This window comes from Ottowia sp. VDI28 (genome assembly GCF_049532675.1).
In the GTDB taxonomy this organism is placed as follows: Bacteria; Pseudomonadota; Gammaproteobacteria; order Burkholderiales; family Burkholderiaceae_C; genus Ottowia.
The window spans coordinates 4,217,092-4,233,171 of sequence record NZ_CP149820.1; the positions used below are offsets into that span (position 1 = coordinate 4,217,092).

Sequence of the window (16,080 nt, forward strand, 5' to 3'; positions counted from 1 at the left end):
AATTTATACTTATATTAAATTTTTTCCAATGAAATACAACATAGAGCATTACCCTATTGAAATCACAAAAACCCACATGGATTCAGGCAACACCCCGCCAATAAGGCTATGACTAGCTCTTTATCTTGCCTGAAACGATTTCAAGACAGCCCAGGGCTGCCTATAAAATTATCTTGCTATTGAATATTCAATTCTTGAACACCCCCTTGACTGCCGTCCAACTGAAGATCTTGCATCGTCAGCCGTGCGGCCGCATCAAAAGCTGAGCGAGAGCTTCGAACGCAGGCAACGAGACGGGGTCATTCGCGGAGTTGCTCGCCACCGGGTGAGAGGCGTAGCGCGCGACCACCATTTCGGCCTTCGGGTCAACATAGATCCGCTGGCCATGCACGCCGCGGGCCATGAAGGCGCCATGGGCGTTGTGCGTCACCCACCACATGTCGCGGTAGCTCCAGCCTTTCAGCAATTCATAACCCGCCTTGGCAAAGGCGGCCTTGTCACCGCCGTGGCGAATGTCATCGACCACAGCCTTGGGCAAAATCTGCTGGCCGCGGAACCGGCCGTTGTTGCGCAGCAATTCGCCAAAACGGGCCAGATCGCGCAGACCCGTGTTCAGCCCGCCGCCAGCAAAGGGCGTGCCACTCGAGTCCACCGTGAGGTAAGCATCCTGCTCTGCCCCGATACGGCTCCAGATCCGCTCCGAGAGCAACTGCGCCACGCTACGGCCTGTCACGCGCGCGATGATCCAGCCAAGCGCATCGGAATTGATCGTCTTGTAGGCAAAAGCCTCCCCGTGCGCGCCCTCCGGTTGAACAGTCTGCAAATACTCGTAGTAGCTGCGCGGCCCGGTGTAGTCCTTGGGTTTAGGCAAGGGGCTGCCTGCTTGCGAGAAAGCCCAGACCTCGGCTTTGGGATCGGCATAGTCCTCGCTGTACTTCAGTCCCGTCGTCATGTCGAGCACTTGGCGCACGGTGGCGTTGCCAAAAGCCGATGCGGCCAGTTCGGGCACGTAGTCCGAAACCTTTTTACCTGCATCGATGCGGCCTTCGGCGACGAGCATGGCACCCAGCGTGCCCGTGACCGATTTGGTGACCGACATCGCCCCATGCTGGCCATCCGGCTTCAATACTCCGAAGTAGCGCTCATAGACGATGCGCCCGCGATGAAGCACCACGATGCCATCGGTATAGTTGGCAGCCAGCGAAGCCTCCCAGGTCATGGGCTCCTTGGCACCCAGGGGCACAAAACGCAACGCGTCGATATCCTGGCGCAATGATCGGGGTAGAGGTACTGGCGCGGCAAGCCCGCGCGAGACGTTGACCGTGGGCATGAGCTGCCGAAAGTTCGACACGCTCCAACGCATGGCCGGAAACTGAAAGTAGCTGCCGTCGTCAAAGCGCAGTTGGCGATCAGGCGGCGGTGGCGTGCCGACCATCCAGCCCAGCGTGGCCGGGTCGCTGTCCATGGCATCCAGTGGTGCCGTGCCAGAAGAAGCGCCGGTCTGCGCACTGGCAGCCGAGCAGGCCGCAACGATTGCCAAACCAGTGAGTAACGAAAAGCTGGGAATGGTGTGAGTGGTTCGCCTCGATAGTTTGAAAAAACTCATCATGCCGGCCCGAGCCAATCAGTATGTTTCGGGCCTATGGCGATTTACTTCTTCTCGCCGTCTCTCGCCATGGCGGCGTTCGTCTCGGGCGCGCTGCTCGGTCCGGCGAGGCGTTTCTTGCGAGCTGCCTGCCGCTCTGCCTTGGTAGCCTTGCCGCCTTTGCCCTGGGCGTCTTGTGCCATGGCGGTGTTGGTTTCGGGAGCTTTGCCAGGTCCGGCAAGGCGCTTCTTGCGGGCGGCCTGTCGTTCCGCTTTGGTTGCCTTGCCACCTTGGGCCTGATTGTCCCGAGCCATGTCCGCGTTGGTGCCGGCGGCCGCTGGGGCCTGGGCGAACGCAGCGCTACTCATGGCGGTAATTACCACAGCAGATAAAAAACCAGCAAGACGTTTCATGAGACAACACTCCTAAGTGTGTTTAAAGAACGGCTGTCAAGCAACCGCCTCCACATCGTAAGATGCCGCCAAATGGTTTGGAATCGCCCCTAGAAGGATTTTAATGCTACCAAATGCAACAAGCCATTCAAGGCCAGCCGGCGCAATGGGGCATGGACATTTCTGATGGTTCCTTGAGACCACCGACCATGGATACGCTGGTGAGAACCGCCACGCTCAACGGTTTCCTGAATGTTTGCAACCTGCATGGCATCCAATCCCATGCGCTTTTGCGGAAAGTCGGGCTGAATGCCAGCGCCCTGGTCGATCCGGAGCGCCACATTTCCGCGGAAACACTGTGCAAGCTGCTTGATCTGGCAAGCCAGGAGTCAGGTAGTCCGGCCTTCGGCATCCAGATGGCGCAGCAGCGCCAGACGCTCGACTTCGGCATCCTGGGAGTGCTCATGCGCCACCAGCCAAACTTGCGCGACATGTGGCTCTCCGCGATTCAATACCGCCAGTTGCTCAATGACGCCATGGCGATCTCGCTGGAGCAGTTGGGCGAATTGAGCCTCCTGAGGTTCGAACTACTGATCGACTCAAGGGTTCCACAAAGGCAAGCCTATGAGCTGCTCGCTGGCGTGATGATGCGCACCTGCCAGGCCATGCTGGGATCGGCCTGGTTTCCCAAGGAAGTGCGATTCATGCACGCCGCACCGCCAGAACAATACCTGCATAAAAAATTCTTTGGTTGCCCGGTGGCCTTCAGCAGCGAATTCAACGGCATGGTGATGCGCGCCGCCGATATGGCTGTGCCCAACCCTTCCGCCGACCCCGAACTGGTCAGGTACGCCGAGAGCATTGTCATGCCCATGCGCGCACGGGGCGAGAGTACACTTTTGCAGGAAGTGCGCAAGAACATCTACCTGCTGATGCCGCTGGAGCAGGCGTGTATCGGGCGCGTAGCCGAGCAAATGCACCTGAGCACGCGCACGCTGCAGCGCCAGCTGGATCACCACGGCACCAGTTTTTCTGAAGTGCTCGACACCGTGCGCAGGAATCTGGTGCTGCGCTACATGAATAACAGCCGCTACTCGATCGGGCAGGTGGCCTCGCTCACCGGCTATTCACGCCAGGCTTCATTCACCCGCTGGTTCCAGACGAATTTCGGCACCAGCCCCCGCCAGTGGCGGCAAAAGCAATCACCTGCTCTTTCCGGCGCGGCTTTGCCTCCAGCGGGAGAATGAACTCAGGCTGCTGAATCCCAGCAGGGCCGCGATGTCCGTGAGGCGACGGTCACCATATCCCATCAGGCGCTGTGCCTGCTCCGCGCGAACATCGCCGAGCAGTTCGATGAATGTGGTCCCATGCGCGGCAAGCCTGCGGTGCACGGTGCGCCGGTCAACCCCCAGGTGCATCGCCACCTGATCCGCCCGGCAGCGGCCAGTGGGAAGCAGCGCCGTCATGAGCTGCTCCACTTCTTCCCTGAACGTGAATCCTCTTGCAGGCAGCTCATCGTGCACGAGCTGCCGCACCTGCTGGCGCATGGCGGGGTCGGCAAAGCCCAGGGGAGCATCCATTTCGGATGTCGACAGCGCGATACCGTTGTAGTCCTGCGAAAAGAGCACACGGCCTCCGAGGATGCTGCGGTGCCAGGACAGATTGGCCGGCGCTGGATGCATGAAGCTCACGCTGCGCGGCTGCCAATCCTTGCCTTGCGCCAGGCATAGCGTGTGATAGAGCGCGCCCATCGCCAACTCCACCGACTGCCTGCCCGCACTGAGCGAAGGCAGGAACAGCTGCTCTATCACCGTAATACCGCCCGATTCATGAATCTTCGTGCTCAAACCTTCGTTGTGCAGATACAGGTAGCGGGTCAGGGTGTCCAGCACCTCCCGCAGCGTGGGTTCATCGCGGGCCAGCATGCCCACGATGCCGAACGAGGACAACCTGCGGGAAACCGACAGGCGCAACCCGAAGGCTTCTTCCCCCGAGGCCTCCCCCGAAAGCTCCAGCAGGCGCATCACGGAGGCCGCGGGAATCCGCAGCTCCGAACTGTCAAGGCAGGAACGCGGAAGCCCCACCGCAGCGAGCATTTCATGCGGCACCAAGCCCACGCTGATGGCGAGGTCGGCGTAATGAGTCAGGCTTGCGCTGCGCATCAGGGCGGTCATACAGGTTTTCCCTTGGTGTCCCAACAGGATAAATCAGTGTCCCAGAATGTCAAACAAGCTCACGCGGTACTGCCTACATTTTGCTGCCAGAGATACGTGGCGAACGCCATGCATCGCTCCTATCCTCTCGTTGCATAAAAGGTACCCCATGAACTTCCTCGACGGCCATCTGTTCCCCGAAAACCAGCAGCCGCTGATCATCACTGCCGCCCCCTACGCGCCCTCCTGGATGCCTGGCGACTTCCCCGGCGAGATTGCCGTGACCATGGAAGACCAGATCCAGCGCGCCGTGGACTGCTACAACGCCGGCGCTCAGGTGCTGCACCTGCACGTGCGCGAACTCGACGGCCGCGGCAGCAAGCGCCTGTCCAAGTTCAACGAACTGATCGCCGGCGTTCGCGCCCGTGTGCCCGAGATGATCATCCAGGTCGGCGGCTCCATCAGCTTCGCCCCCGAAACCGACGGCGCCGCCGCCAAATGGCTCAGCGACGACACCCGCCACATGCTCGCCGAGCTCGATCCCAAGCCCGATCAGGTCACCGTGACGATCAACACTTCGCAGATGAACGTGCTCGAGCAGTTCGATGCGCGCGACATCAAGGGCACTTCCATGGAAGATCCCGCCGTGTTCAACGCCTACAAGGAGATGACCGTGCCCGCCCAGCCAGGCTGGGCCGAAGAGCACATCCGCCGCCTGAGCGCTGCCGGCATTCAAAGCGCCTTCCAGTGCTACAACCTCAACAGCTTCGAATCGGTGGAGCGCCTGATGCGCCGCGGCATCTACAAGGGCCCCCTGGTGATGAACTGGGTGGCCATTGGCGGAGGCATGGATTCTCCCAGCGTCTACAGCCTGGCCAACTTCATGCGCGCGGTACCCGATGGCGCGGTGGTCACGGTGGAGAGCTCGGTGTTGAACGTGCTGCCGGTCAACGTGATGGGTATCGCCATGGGCCTGCATGTGCGCTGCGGCACGGAAGACAACCTGTGGAACCAGACGCGCACCGAGAAGATGGGCACGGCCAGGCAGATCGAGCAACTGGTGCGCATTTCCAGGGAAATGAGCCGCCCCGTCGCCACGCCCCAGCAAGCGCGTGAGATGTGCCAGATCGGTGTGTTCTACGACACCACCGAAGAAACCCTCGAAAAGAATGGCTTCGCTCCCAACCGCAACGGCGCCCAGCAAGGCTTTCTGCGCAAGGCCGCCTGAAAGAGCCTGCCAACACCTGCCGCCCGCCCCAAGCCGGAGAAGACAATGCCCCCCAGAATGACCCTCACACGCCGCGCATGCGTCACGGCGTTGCTCGCCGCCCTGCCCTGCACTTACGCTCTGGCGCAAGGCACCTGGCCCAACCGCGCCATTCGCATCGTCGTGCCGGCGCCGGCCGGCGGCGCCTCCGACATGATCGCGCGCACCGTCGCGGAAAGCATACGCCAGGACACCAAGCAGACCGTCATCGTGGACAACAAGCCTGGCGCAGGCGGCATCCTGGCAGTGGAAACCATGCTGGGCGCCTCGCGCGATGGTTATACCTTCGTGCTGTCGCCCAACTCGCTGGTCACTGAGAACCCCTACAGCTACAAATTCCGCTTTGATCCCTTCAAGGATCTGGCGCCCGTGGCTGAAGTGGCCAGCGTCCCCCTGGTGCTGATCGCGGATCCGCGTCTGCCGATCAAGAACATTTCCGAGCTGATTGCCTACGTGAAGGCGCATCCGGGGAAAACCTCCTATGCGTCCTACAGCCCTGGCACGATCTCTCACATCAAGGGCATGCAGTTCAACAAGGCCGCGGGCCTGGATATGGTTCATGTGGGCTACAAGGGGTCGCCGCCCGCACTTACCGATCTGATGGGCGGGCAGATACAGTTCATGTTCGACGGCATGGGCACGACGCTGCCCATGGCGCAGTCCGGCAAGGTGCGCCCGCTGGCCGTCACCTCCGCCAAACGATCGCCCTATCTGCCCGACGTTCCCACACTCGCTGAAGCTGGCTACGGCAACCTCAGCCAGATCATGGGCACTTCCGTCTGGTCGACACCCGATGTGCCACAGGGCATCCGCAACCGGATGCGTGAGGAACTGCTCAAGGCCGTCGCCTCGCCAAGCATGAAGAGCCAGCTCGCCGCGCTGGGAATGGACGTGGGCAGCACCACGCAAACCTCGGCCGAGCTGGAAACAGCGCTTCGGCAAGACAACGAACGTACAGGCAAGGCGCTGAACGCCATCAACTACAAACCTTGAGCAAGCCAGCATGAGCAACTCCAAGCACACTGAAACCCAGGATGCGGCAACGCCCATCAGCAATAGCCTGCGCGCCAGCGGCTACTGGAATCCGGAATGGGACAGCTTCACCGAACTGGACCCGGTATGGACCGAGAAATTCCTCGATATGGCCATGCATCCGATGACCAAGGGTTTGATCGAACCCAAGGTCTGGGAATTCATCTCGATCGCGGTCGATGCCTCGTGCACGCATATGTATGGCCCAGGCACGCGGCGGCATATCCGCCGCGCGCTGGAACTCGGTGCCACGAAGGAAGAGATCGCAGCCGTGTTGCAGGGCGTGAGCGTATTGGGGCTTCATGCGAACAGCATGGGAGCACCTATGCTGCTGGAAGAAGTCGCGCGCTTTGAAGCGCAGACGAAGGATTGACCCAATACAGGATCGCAAGAAGAGCTTCAGCCGCGATCAACACGCCGTCGCGACTGAAGAGCGTGTCAAAGAGCCCCGCCTCGTCATTCCCGCGCAGGCGGGAATGACGAGGGTCATGCTTGCACGCCTTGGAGCGGCGCTGCGCGCAGTTGTTTCTTGTCTACCTTGCCCACGCTGGTCTTGGGAATTTCGCCGACGAAGCGGATACGCTCCAACTCCGGCACCGCATAGGCACTCAAGCGTTTGGCCTGCACCAATGCAAGCAGATGCTTGCGCACCGCTGCAGCGCTGACACCCTCTTTCGCGACCACAAAGGCCAGGGGACGTTCCCCCCATTTGTCATCAGGCACGCCAATCACGGCGGCTTCCTGCACGCCCGCGACCTGAGTGATCAGTCCTTCCACTTCGATGGAGGACACCCACTCGCCGCCCGTCTTGATCACGTCCTTGAGGCGATCCACGATCTGTACCACGCCATCGGGGCGCATCACCGCGATGTCCTGGGTGTGCAGATATCCGCCACGCCATAGCTCTTCGGAAGCCTCGGGTTTCTTGAAATACAGAGGCGTGAGCGCAGGCGAACGCAACACGATTTCACCGCGTGTCACGCCATCGCGGGGCACATCCTGCATGTTTTCATCGACCACACGGAAATCCACCATCAGGGATGGCCGGCCCGTGGAACTGCGCAATGCCAGGTCTTCTTCCTTGGTGGCAGGCGCGCCACCCACGGGGGTGAGCGCCAACGACACGACAGGCCCGGTTTCCGACATACCGTAGCCCGCAAAAACATCCATTCCCTTGGCAAGGGCGGCTTCGCACAAGCCCGGCGGCAACGCGGATCCGCCAATGATGACTTTCCAGCCGGACAGGTCTTGCCCGGTCTTCTCGGCGCCGCTCACCAACATCTGCAAGATCGTAGGCACGCAGTGCGAGAACGTGACTTTCTCCGTCGCCCGCAGCTTCAGCAGCACTTCGGGTAAGTAGCGCCCCGGCAATACGGTGCGCAGCCCAAGCATGATCGTGATGTACGGAAAACCCCAGCCCAGGACGTGGAACATAGGCGTGATGGGCATATAGACGTCCGCTGTGGACAAGCGCTGAGATCCGCCCGGTGAGCACACGCTCAACGCCGTCGCCATGGCGTGCAGCACGATATGGCGATGGCTGTAGCACACGCCCTTGGGGTCGCCCGTGGTGCCCGTGGTGTAGAAGGTCACGGCCTTGGTGTTCTCGTCAAGCTCAGGGAACACATAGCTGCCACTGGCTTTTTCCACGAGCGATTCGTACTCGCCGGCAAACTCCAGGGCGCCCGCCGGCACCCTTCCATCGTCAGAGAGCACCACGATATGGCGCAGCAGCGGCAGTTGCGCACGGATCTGCTCAATGATGGGCAGAAAATCGGTATGCACCAACAGCACGCCGGTGTCTGCATCGGCCAGGGTGTAGAGAATCTGCGCCGGAGAGAGCCTGACGTTCACCGTGAACAGTGTGGCCCCCATCATCGGCACGCCGAAATAGGACTCCAGGTAGCGGTGGCTGTCCCAGTCCATGACGGCCACCGTGGTGCCGGGGCGCACCTCGAGATCAGTCAGCATGTTCGCCAGTTGCGCAATGCGCCGGTTGAAATCCCGGTACCGGTAGCGCATGCGGCCCTGGTAAGTGATCTCCTGATCGCCGTGCAGGCTCATCGAACTGAGCAGAAGCTGCTTGATGAGCAAGGGATAGGTGTAGGCCGATGGTGTTGGCTCCAGCAGGAGCCCCCGGAATTTGTCGTATCAGTCATTCAAGAAACTCGCGTGGATCCAGATTCGACTATACGAATCCGCCAAGTTTCAATTTCTCTTTTTACGCCAAATTTTTCTCAATTCACGACACCCCTGGAAAACACTGAGACCCTTGGGGCTCAGTGCAGCTTGACCAGCGCCGTGCTTCGCTTCACCAGAGCCCGGGCAATGGCCAGCCCCATGGTCCGGACGAAGCCCAGAATGGCCATGTGGTGCATGAGGTGAAGGCTCATATACAGCCAGCGGGCGAAGATGCCATCGATGAACAAGGAGCCCCCGGTCAACGAACCCATCAGGCTGCCGACGCTGGTTTGTGTGCCGATCGACACCAGGGAGCCATGGTCCTTGTACAGGTAGGGAGACTTCGCGGGCTCCCTCCCTTGGGTGATGCTGAGAATCGCCTTGTACACATAGTCTGCCTGCTGGTGCGCGGATTGGGCTCTTGGAGGAACAGGCTTTCCGTCCGGCTGTATGCACGAGGCGCAATCGCCAATGGCGTAGATGTGATCGTATCCCTTGACATTCAGCCTGTCCGTGACCTCCAGTTGTCCCAGCCTGTTGACCGGCAGCCCCAAGGTGGCAAGAAAGCCAGGCGCCTTGATCCCTGCGGCCCAGACGCAGACATTGAAGCTGTAGCGGTTGCCATCGGCATCCAACAGATGGTCTTTTTCTATCTGGCTGACACGGCAGCCTGTTTTCACCTCGACGTTTCTCTTGGCCAAGAGGTGTGTCGCGCCCTTGGAGACCCTCTCGGTCAAAGGAGCCAGAATGCGGTCTGAGCCTTCCAGCAAGGTGATCCTGATGTCTTCATCGGGCTTCAGATGGGTGAAGCCGTAGTTGGCGTAGATGCCGCTCGCTTCGCGCAACTCGGCCGCCAGCTCGACCCCCGTGGCGCCGCCGCCGATGATGACCACATCGATATTCCCTGGCTTTCCGCTTGCTTTCTCGTATTCCGCGCGAACCATCTGGTTCATCATGTCGACCCGGAAGCGATCCGCATCGCCGGTGGTATTGAGCGAAATGGTGTGCTCGGCCGCGCCTGGGGTGTTGTAGTAGTTGGAGGTGCTTCCCACGGCAATGCAGAGCCTGGAGAACTTGATCCTGCGTTCCGGGTAGACAATCCCGCCGCTCTCGCCATCTGGCGGCGACACGATGATTTCGTCGTTCGCGAGATCCAGTGCCGAGAACACGCCATAGACGAAAGTGAAGTTGTTCTCGTACGCGAGCATTGAATAGGACAACCCCTCCTGGTTGATATCCAATGTGCCTGCGGCCACCTCATGAAGCGTGGGCTTCCAGATGTGATTCAGGCTCCGCTCCACGAGCATCACCTTTTCACGGCCCAGTTTTCTTCCGAGCTTGCACGCCAACTCAAGACCGCCGGCACCGCCGCCGATGATGACCATATTTTCGCTGCCTGCCATTTGCTGTCCTCAAGGTGGTCAAAGCAATCCGTACTTATAGCAGCCGGGCAGGCCTCTTTTAGTTACCTTTGCGGCGAAGCAATTGGCTGATGGTCTGAGCGGTTTCAAGCAAGGGAGGCAAAAGCTGCTCCTGCATCGCACGCGCGTCTGTCCGGTTCGCCTGCCCGCTCAGGTTGAGGGCGGCGGTCACCTGCCCGCCGACGCCATACAACGGGGCCGCCACGGAAATGAGCCCTTCTTCCAGTTCCTGGTTGACCACGCACCAGCCCTGCTTGCGCACCTGCTGAATGCGCCTCAGCAGCGTGGCGGGATCAGTCACCGTGTGGCGCGTGAGTTCTGTACGCGGCGCGGCTTCCAGGCGGCGAACGATTTCACTGTCCTCCAGCCCCGACAGCAAGACTCTGCCCAGGGATGTACAAAAGGCCGGCAGGCGCGAACCGATGCCCAGGGAGATTTTCATGATCTTGTGCGTGGGCACGCGCATCACGTAGACGATCTCCGTGCCATCCAGGACTGCGATGGAACTCGATTCCTTCACGCGATCCACTAACGCCTCGACCTCCGGTTCTGCCAGGTTCCAGATCGGCATGGATGACAGATAGGCAAAGCCCAGATCGAGGATGCGCGGGGTCAGGCGGAACCACTTGCCGTCTGATTCCACATAGCCCAGCGTCTGCAATGTCAGCAAGATGCGCCGCGCGCCCGCACGCGTGAGACCTGCGCGTTGCGCCACTTCGCTCAGCGTTTGCCGCGGCGCTTCGGCGCTGAAGCTGCGCACCACCTGCAAGCCCCGTGCAAAGGATTGCACATAGGTGTCGCCCGGGCGGGGGGCTGCGGTATCGGCATGGGCATTCATGGTGAACTCTGAAAAAGAGAAAGAGGCAGGAGCACGTTGACGTGCCTTCTATAATATTCGTATTATGAACAAATGTTCTTTATACGAACATTTTTCCAATAATCTGTATTGAAACCAGGAGACCGCATGATCAACAAGATTGCCGATTCCATCGGCGCCGCCCTGGCGGGCACGCCCGACGGCGCCACGGTACTGATAGGAGGTTTCGGCACTTCGGGCATTCCCAGTGAGCTGATCGATGGGCTCATAGCCCAAGGCGCACGCGAGCTGACCGTGGTCAACAACAACGCGGGCAACGGGGACACCGGGTTGGCAGCGCTGCTCAAGGCAGGCCGCGTGCGCAAGATCATTTGCAGCTTTCCGCGCCAGGTAGACAGCCATGTGTTCGATGGCCTCTATCGCAGCGGCCAGGTGGAGCTCGAACTGGTGCCCCAAGGCAACCTGGCGGAACGCCTGCGGGCGGCCGGCGCTGGCATCGGCGGCTTCTTCACCCCTACGGGCTACGGCACGGAGCTCGCCAAAGGCAAGGAGACTCGCCTGATCAATGGCAAAGGCTATGTGCTGGAAGCCCCCATTCAAGGCGATGTGGCCTTGATCAAGGCCGAGCGCGGGGATCGCTGGGGCAACCTGACCTACCGCAAGGCCGCGCGCAACTTCGGCCCGGTGATGGCCATGGCGGCCCGCAAGACAGTGGCTACCGTGCACGAGATCGTGGAGCTGGGCGAGCTCGATCCGGAAACCGTCGTCACGCCGGGCATCTACGTCCAGCAAATCGTGCGCATCGCGCGCACCCAAACCCAAGCCGGCGGCTTCAAGGCAGCAGCATGAACTACACCCGACGCAGCAAAAACGAACTGGCCCAACGCGTAGCACGCGACATCCACGATGGCGCCTACGTGAACCTGGGTATCGGCATGCCCACGCAGGTTGCCAACCATCTCCCGCCTGGCGTGGAAGTGGTACTGCATAGCGAAAACGGTATTCTGGGCATGGGCCCTGCCCCGGCCGCGGGCGAAGAAGACTACGATCTGATCAACGCTGGCAAACAGCCGGTGACACTGCTCTCCGGCGGCAGCTACTTTCATCATGCGGACAGCTTCGGCATGATGCGTGGAGGCCATATCGACATCTGCGTGCTGGGCGCCTTCCAGGTTTCCGCCACCGGCGATCTGGCCAACTGGAGCACCGGCGAGCCCGATGCCATTCCTGCCGTGGGCGGCGCCATGGATCTGGCCGTAGGCGCGCGGCAGACCTGGGTCATGATGGATCTGCTCACCAAGCAGGGACAGAGCAAGGTGGTCGAGCGCTGCAGCTATCCGCTGACGGGCGTTGGCTGCGTCAAGCGCATCTATACCGATCTGGCCACGCTGGAATGCACACCGGATGGCCTGCGCCTGATCGATGCCGTGGAAGGTTTGAGTCCCGCCGCGCTGGAGCAGCTCATCGGCTTGCCTCTCAAGGCGTAAGGACTTGTTCCAAGAAATCAGTGCATGGAATATTTCAACTAATGAAAACTTGAGATTTAGTTGACTGCTGATGGCGCATTCACTTCTATCATTGCGCCCATCAAGCAATAGAGAAACATATCCATGCACGATAAAGCGCATAGGGAAAATGTTCAACTGGAGACACGCCACACGGCGCCCACGCTGACACGCCGCCTGGCGCTCGGATCAGCGGTTGCGGGCGCGTTGTCGGCGCTCGCAGGGGTGCCAGCCCACGCACAGTCTGCCAGCCTGGACTATCCAAACAAGCCCGTCACCGTCGTGGTCGGCTACACAGCGGGCGGAGCCCTGGATCAGTCGACCCGCTTGCTGGCACAGAACCTTTCGCAACGATGGAAGCAGCCTGTAGTCGTAGACAACCGGCCAGGAGCCAATGGCACCATCGCCGCGGCGTATGTAGCGTCCGCCAAACCCGACGGCTATACCCTGCTGGCCACCTCGACCAGCCACACGTTCAACAAGTTCGTTGTGAAGGGGCTTCGCTACGATCCGGAAACGTCGTTCGAACCCATTGCCCTTCTGGTCGATGTACCCAACGTGCTTGTGGTGAAAGCGAGCTCGCCTTACCGGAATGTGGGTGAGCTGTTGGCCGCCATGCGGTCGAGCCCCAAACCTCTGAGCTACGCATCCCAAGGCATCGGCGGAGTCCCCCATCTGGCGGGAGAGCTATTCAAGCTGCGCACCAACACCGAACTGCTGCATGTCCCCTACAAAGGCGCGGCACAGGGTATGACCGATTTGATCGGCGGCGTGGTGGATATGTCTTTCCCCTCCCCTGGCTCGGTCATGGCCCATGCCAAGCAAGGAACCCTTCGCGTTCTGGCAGTCGCGGCCACTCAGCGGCTACCCGATCTGAAAGAGGTTCCGACGTTTGCGGAAGCGGGCGTTCAGGATTTTCTTGTCAGCACATGGCACGGCACGTTTGCGCCGGCGGGCACCCCTCATGACATAGTGAACAAGATCAACGCGGACATCAACGCCACCATGGCGTCGGCAGAGTTCAAGCAGACACTCAAAAACCAGGGCAACTTTGTGGCCCAGCCGGTGACACCCAAGCAGTTTTCCGCCCGCCTGTCCAGGGAGCTCAAGGCCTTTGGAGACGTGGCCGCCAAGGTGGATCTGTCAGGCAGTTAGGGGCTGCGCGCACAGATTTTGAAGGGAGAAGCGGCTCCGCTTCTTCGTCCTGGGTGAGAAAAAAGCCTCGGTGCCCCGAGGCGCGTATGCTATCCGGAAATGCCGTGCAGCCCGATCTGCCGGCACCTTTGGATATCGTTCGCCATGCCATCATTTGCTCCCATTCGTTCGGTTGAGCGCGCCATAGACGTTCTGATGGCTCTGAACCGCTATCCGGTATGCTCGTTGGAGCTTCTCTATCAGCAGACGAGCATCCCCAAGCCGACCCTGGTGCGCCTGCTGGAGACCTTACAGCACAAGGGCCTTGTGACCCATGCGCCTCAGTATGGCGCCTACAGTCTGGCTTCGGGCGTCAAACAGCTTTCTGCCGGCTACCACGGAGAACCCCGCATCGTGGAAGCGGCTTCCGCCCTCGCCGATGCCCTTACGCGCCAGATCAAGTGGCCGCTCGCCCTGGCGGTGCTGGACTATGACGCAGTGGTCGTGCGCTACAGCACCATTCCGAATTCGCCACTGGCCCTGCTGCACTCCACCATCAATATGCGCCTTTCGCTCGTGGGCCGTGCCTTGGGCCGCGCCTATCTGGCGTTCTGTACCGGCGAGGAACGACGGGCCTTGCTCGACATTCTCAAACTATCGGCCAACGAGGAAGACACCATCGCTCATGACCGCAAGGCTGTCTTGGCTACGCTGCGCAAGATACGCCAGCAGGGTTATGCGTTGCGAGAACCTGGGATACGGCCGGTCTCGCGCACGCTGGCCGTTCCGGTGATGGAAGGAAGGCGCGTGGTTGCGAGCTTGGGGATGACCTGGATCGCTTCGGCGGTGAGTGACGAGCAGGCGGTCAAGCGGTATCTTGAGCCCCTGCAGGATCTCTCGCGTCTTATCGGGAAGCGATTGGCTGATCTGTGACCAGGCACGCGCGTGGACATTCATGCCCACGCTACAAGCCGAAGATCAATTCAGAGCGGCAGACACTCAGCCCGCAGGCTCAGGCGGCATGGGGTAATCATCGCCATTGCAGACCTGCCCCTTCCTGGAAAAATCCCAGCGTGGAGGTGCGAAGATGTCCAGCAACACGCCAGGTGCATCGATGTTGCGGCTGGTGTGAATGGCTTTGGGCGGAACCACCAGCAGCGAGGGGCTGCCCATCTGCTCGGCTTCGTCGGCGCGCCAGAGCGTCATGTCTGGGCCCCAGGGGTAGCGAAGGTGGTGCACGTAGGTGCCATTCAGTGCGAGCGAGCCCTGCTCGAAATCCGTATGGCTGTGCGGGCTGAGTTTGTGGACATCACGCGGCACCGGGCGCTTGAGCAGGGGGTTCACCATGAGCTTGCGGGTGCGGAACACGCGCAACTGGCTGCCCTCGCTGACATAGTCGGCCAACTTGTAGTGGCGCACCTTGTATCCGCCCACTGGCTCAGGCCAGGCGACCAGCGGCGCGGCTTCAGGATTGGGCGTCGCATAGGTCGCGTGGTTGTCGGCCAGTTCCAGCAGATCCGTCACATCGCTGGAGAAAATGCGCGCGACCAGACCGGTGCCTTCCACGTGCAGCGTGCTGGGCCCCGGAGGCACGATGGTCAGGCTGTCGGGACCGGCCTGCACGGTCTCCGCACCGGCTTGCACACGCAACGAGAGACCGGGCACATCAGGCGGCAGGACCAGCACATATTCGTCGATGTTGTCGCGCTGCAGGGTGTCTCCTGGCGAGACGCGGGAGACGACGACCACGAAGTTGGCGCCGCGGGTGATCCACCCGGGGCACGTGTCGCCCGGGATCGCGCGCGGCGCATATTCATGATGGCGCGCGTAAGTGGCGATTTGGGAAGGCAGTAAGGACATGGCAAGTTCCTCGTCAGGCGGCGTGCGCGATGGCCTGGGCGGCTTGGCGCAACAGGGTTTGATCAGATGAGACCACGAACCAATCGGCCCCCTGAGCAGCGAATTCGTCACGCTCGGCGTTGTTGGCCACATGCATGCCGGCGATTTTTCCGGCGCGCTGGGCGACGGCGAGCACGTGGCGCGTAGCCTCGGCCACCCGTTCGTCCCGGGAATTCTCCAGGCCCATCGAGAGCGCGAGATCAGCCCGGCCCACGAACAAGCCAGCGACACCAGGCACGGCGGCAATGGCCTCTGCCTCGTTGACGGCAGCCTCGGATTCGATCTGGCAGATGACCTGGGCTTCGTCGCCGATGCGAAGGGCTTCTTTCATGCCCAGGCTGCCGTAGCCGGCGAAACGCGGGGAGCCGGAGTAGCCACGCAGGCCACCCTTGTAGCGCGCCATGGAGACGACTTCACGCGCCTGTTGCGCGCTGTCCACGTGCGGCACCAGCAGGCCCGTGGCACCCAGATCCAGTGTCGAGAGCACCACCGCAGGGTTGATCTCGGGAATGCGGACGAAGGCTTGCAGCCGCGTGGTGCGCGCAGCCATGATCATGAGGTCGAGCGTGGCCCGGTCAAAAGGCGCGTGTTCCGCATCAATGCAGACGAAATCAAGCCTGGTGGTGCCGAGCACTTCGATGATATGGGGCGATGCGGTCTTGACGAAAGTGCCGAGTTTGAAATTGGCGGACAT

Annotated in this window: 16 protein-coding genes; 8 read left to right on the forward strand and 8 right to left on the reverse strand. The window is 61.0% G+C overall.

The features are described from left to right. Window positions 1-238: 238 nt before the first annotated feature. Window positions 239-1,465 (reverse strand): serine hydrolase domain-containing protein, encoded by a 1,227-nt coding sequence (locus WJU18_RS20060; protein WP_423461051.1) that lies wholly within the window; start codon window positions 1,463-1,465, stop codon window positions 239-241. Between the two features lie 185 nt (window positions 1,466-1,650). Then, window positions 1,651-1,998 carry a hypothetical protein gene (locus tag WJU18_RS20065; RefSeq protein ID WP_423455105.1) on the reverse strand — a complete coding sequence of 116 codons (348 nt, stop codon included), beginning with the start codon at window positions 1,996-1,998 and terminating at the stop codon, window positions 1,651-1,653. A 113-nt stretch (window positions 1,999-2,111) separates the two neighbouring features. Between WJU18_RS20065 and WJU18_RS20070 the strand changes: the two genes are divergently transcribed. After that, on the forward strand, window positions 2,112-3,224 hold the full coding sequence (locus WJU18_RS20070; RefSeq protein ID WP_423455107.1) for an AraC family transcriptional regulator: 1,113 nt from the start codon (window positions 2,112-2,114) through the stop codon (window positions 3,222-3,224). On the opposite strand, the gene WJU18_RS20075 is transcribed toward WJU18_RS20070, so the two are convergent. Next, window positions 3,180-4,151, reverse strand: coding sequence for an AraC family transcriptional regulator ligand-binding domain-containing protein (locus tag WJU18_RS20075; protein ID WP_423455109.1), 972 nt, complete (start codon window positions 4,149-4,151; stop codon window positions 3,180-3,182). The two genes, WJU18_RS20070 and WJU18_RS20075, sit on opposite strands and share 45 nt — an antisense overlap. Before the next feature lie 148 nt (window positions 4,152-4,299). Here WJU18_RS20075 and WJU18_RS20080 point away from each other — a divergent pair, with 148 nt between their 5' ends. The 3 genes from WJU18_RS20080 to WJU18_RS20090 are packed head-to-tail and all read left to right on the forward strand — an operon-like array spanning window position 4,300 to window position 6,802. Continuing rightward, window positions 4,300-5,358, forward strand: a complete 1,059-nt coding sequence (locus WJU18_RS20080) for a 3-keto-5-aminohexanoate cleavage protein (protein WP_423455111.1) — start codon at window positions 4,300-4,302, stop codon at window positions 5,356-5,358. A gap of 57 nt (window positions 5,359-5,415) precedes the next feature. Next, window positions 5,416-6,390 (forward strand): Bug family tripartite tricarboxylate transporter substrate binding protein, encoded by a 975-nt coding sequence (locus tag WJU18_RS20085; RefSeq protein WP_423455112.1) that lies wholly within the window; start codon window positions 5,416-5,418, stop codon window positions 6,388-6,390. Between the two features lie 10 nt (window positions 6,391-6,400). After that, window positions 6,401-6,802, forward strand: a complete 402-nt coding sequence (locus WJU18_RS20090) for a carboxymuconolactone decarboxylase family protein (protein WP_423455113.1) — start codon at window positions 6,401-6,403, stop codon at window positions 6,800-6,802. Between the two features lie 113 nt (window positions 6,803-6,915). Here WJU18_RS20090 and WJU18_RS20095 read toward each other — a convergent pair whose 3' ends face one another. The 3 genes from WJU18_RS20095 to WJU18_RS20105 form a co-directional block, all read right to left on the reverse strand. Then, a complete protein-coding gene (locus WJU18_RS20095) occupies window positions 6,916-8,559 on the reverse strand; it encodes a fatty acid--CoA ligase (RefSeq protein ID WP_423461052.1) in 1,644 nt (547 codons plus the stop codon). Window positions 8,560-8,708: 149 nt separating this feature from the next. Then, window positions 8,709-10,013 carry an NAD(P)/FAD-dependent oxidoreductase gene (locus WJU18_RS20100; RefSeq protein ID WP_423455114.1) on the reverse strand — a complete coding sequence of 435 codons (1,305 nt, stop codon included), beginning with the start codon at window positions 10,011-10,013 and terminating at the stop codon, window positions 8,709-8,711. A gap of 58 nt (window positions 10,014-10,071) precedes the next feature. Further along, complete coding sequence (locus WJU18_RS20105) at window positions 10,072-10,869, reverse strand: IclR family transcriptional regulator domain-containing protein (protein WP_423455115.1); 798 nt, start codon at window positions 10,867-10,869, stop codon at window positions 10,072-10,074. Window positions 10,870-10,995: 126 nt separating this feature from the next. On the opposite strand from WJU18_RS20105, the gene WJU18_RS20110 reads away from it, so the two are divergent. The 4 genes from WJU18_RS20110 to WJU18_RS20125 all read left to right on the forward strand — a co-directional run bounded on the left by WJU18_RS20110 (window position 10,996) and on the right by WJU18_RS20125 (window position 14,420). Further along, window positions 10,996-11,697, forward strand: coding sequence for a 3-oxoacid CoA-transferase subunit A (locus tag WJU18_RS20110; protein ID WP_423455117.1), 702 nt, complete (start codon window positions 10,996-10,998; stop codon window positions 11,695-11,697). Next, window positions 11,694-12,335: a 3-oxoacid CoA-transferase subunit B gene (locus WJU18_RS20115; protein WP_423455118.1), complete on the forward strand. Its 642-nt coding sequence runs from the start codon at window positions 11,694-11,696 to the stop codon at window positions 12,333-12,335. The genes WJU18_RS20110 and WJU18_RS20115 overlap by 4 nt, the downstream gene beginning before the upstream one ends. 123 nt (window positions 12,336-12,458) lie before the next feature. Next, window positions 12,459-13,508, forward strand: coding sequence for a Bug family tripartite tricarboxylate transporter substrate binding protein (locus WJU18_RS20120; protein ID WP_423455120.1), 1,050 nt, complete (start codon window positions 12,459-12,461; stop codon window positions 13,506-13,508). A 144-nt stretch (window positions 13,509-13,652) separates the two neighbouring features. After that, window positions 13,653-14,420 carry a DNA-binding transcriptional regulator gene (locus tag WJU18_RS20125; protein ID WP_423455122.1) on the forward strand — a complete coding sequence of 256 codons (768 nt, stop codon included), beginning with the start codon at window positions 13,653-13,655 and terminating at the stop codon, window positions 14,418-14,420. A gap of 66 nt (window positions 14,421-14,486) precedes the next feature. Here WJU18_RS20125 and WJU18_RS20130 read toward each other — a convergent pair whose 3' ends face one another. Together WJU18_RS20130 and WJU18_RS20135 are read right to left on the reverse strand one after the other, a co-directional pair. Then, the gene (locus WJU18_RS20130) at window positions 14,487-15,347 is read right to left on the reverse strand and encodes a hypothetical protein (RefSeq protein ID WP_423455123.1); all 861 of its coding nucleotides are present in this window, start codon (window positions 15,345-15,347) and stop codon (window positions 14,487-14,489) included. A 13-nt stretch (window positions 15,348-15,360) separates the two neighbouring features. Then, window positions 15,361-16,080 (reverse strand): HpcH/HpaI aldolase family protein, encoded by a 720-nt coding sequence (locus tag WJU18_RS20135; RefSeq protein WP_423455124.1) that lies wholly within the window; start codon window positions 16,078-16,080, stop codon window positions 15,361-15,363.

Excerpts from the sequence above, each read along its gene's own strand:
- WJU18_RS20090 (WP_423455113.1), top strand. The coding sequence starts at position 6,401 with ATGAGCAACTCCAAGCACACTGAAACCCAGGATGCGGCAACGCCCATC.
- WJU18_RS20115 (WP_423455118.1), top strand. The coding sequence starts at position 11,694 with ATGAACTACACCCGACGCAGCAAAAACGAACTGGCCCAACGCGTAGCA.
- WJU18_RS20135 (WP_423455124.1), bottom strand. The coding sequence starts at position 16,080 with ATGTCCGCCAATTTCAAACTCGGCACTTTCGTCAAGACCGCATCGCCC.
- WJU18_RS20085 (WP_423455112.1), top strand. The coding sequence starts at position 5,416 with ATGACCCTCACACGCCGCGCATGCGTCACGGCGTTGCTCGCCGCCCTG.
- WJU18_RS20065 (WP_423455105.1), bottom strand. The coding sequence starts at position 1,998 with ATGAAACGTCTTGCTGGTTTTTTATCTGCTGTGGTAATTACCGCCATG.
- WJU18_RS20060 (WP_423461051.1), bottom strand. The coding sequence starts at position 1,465 with ATGGACAGCGACCCGGCCACGCTGGGCTGGATGGTCGGCACGCCACCG.
- WJU18_RS20075 (WP_423455109.1), bottom strand. The coding sequence starts at position 4,151 with ATGACCGCCCTGATGCGCAGCGCAAGCCTGACTCATTACGCCGACCTC.
- WJU18_RS20120 (WP_423455120.1), top strand. The coding sequence starts at position 12,459 with ATGCACGATAAAGCGCATAGGGAAAATGTTCAACTGGAGACACGCCAC.
- WJU18_RS20130 (WP_423455123.1), bottom strand. The coding sequence starts at position 15,347 with ATGTCCTTACTGCCTTCCCAAATCGCCACTTACGCGCGCCATCATGAA.
- WJU18_RS20105 (WP_423455115.1), bottom strand. The coding sequence starts at position 10,869 with ATGAATGCCCATGCCGATACCGCAGCCCCCCGCCCGGGCGACACCTAT.
- WJU18_RS20080 (WP_423455111.1), top strand. The coding sequence starts at position 4,300 with ATGAACTTCCTCGACGGCCATCTGTTCCCCGAAAACCAGCAGCCGCTG.
- WJU18_RS20110 (WP_423455117.1), top strand. The coding sequence starts at position 10,996 with ATGATCAACAAGATTGCCGATTCCATCGGCGCCGCCCTGGCGGGCACG.
- WJU18_RS20070 (WP_423455107.1), top strand. The coding sequence starts at position 2,112 with ATGCAACAAGCCATTCAAGGCCAGCCGGCGCAATGGGGCATGGACATT.
- WJU18_RS20125 (WP_423455122.1), top strand. The coding sequence starts at position 13,653 with ATGCCATCATTTGCTCCCATTCGTTCGGTTGAGCGCGCCATAGACGTT.
- WJU18_RS20100 (WP_423455114.1), bottom strand. The coding sequence starts at position 10,013 with ATGGCAGGCAGCGAAAATATGGTCATCATCGGCGGCGGTGCCGGCGGT.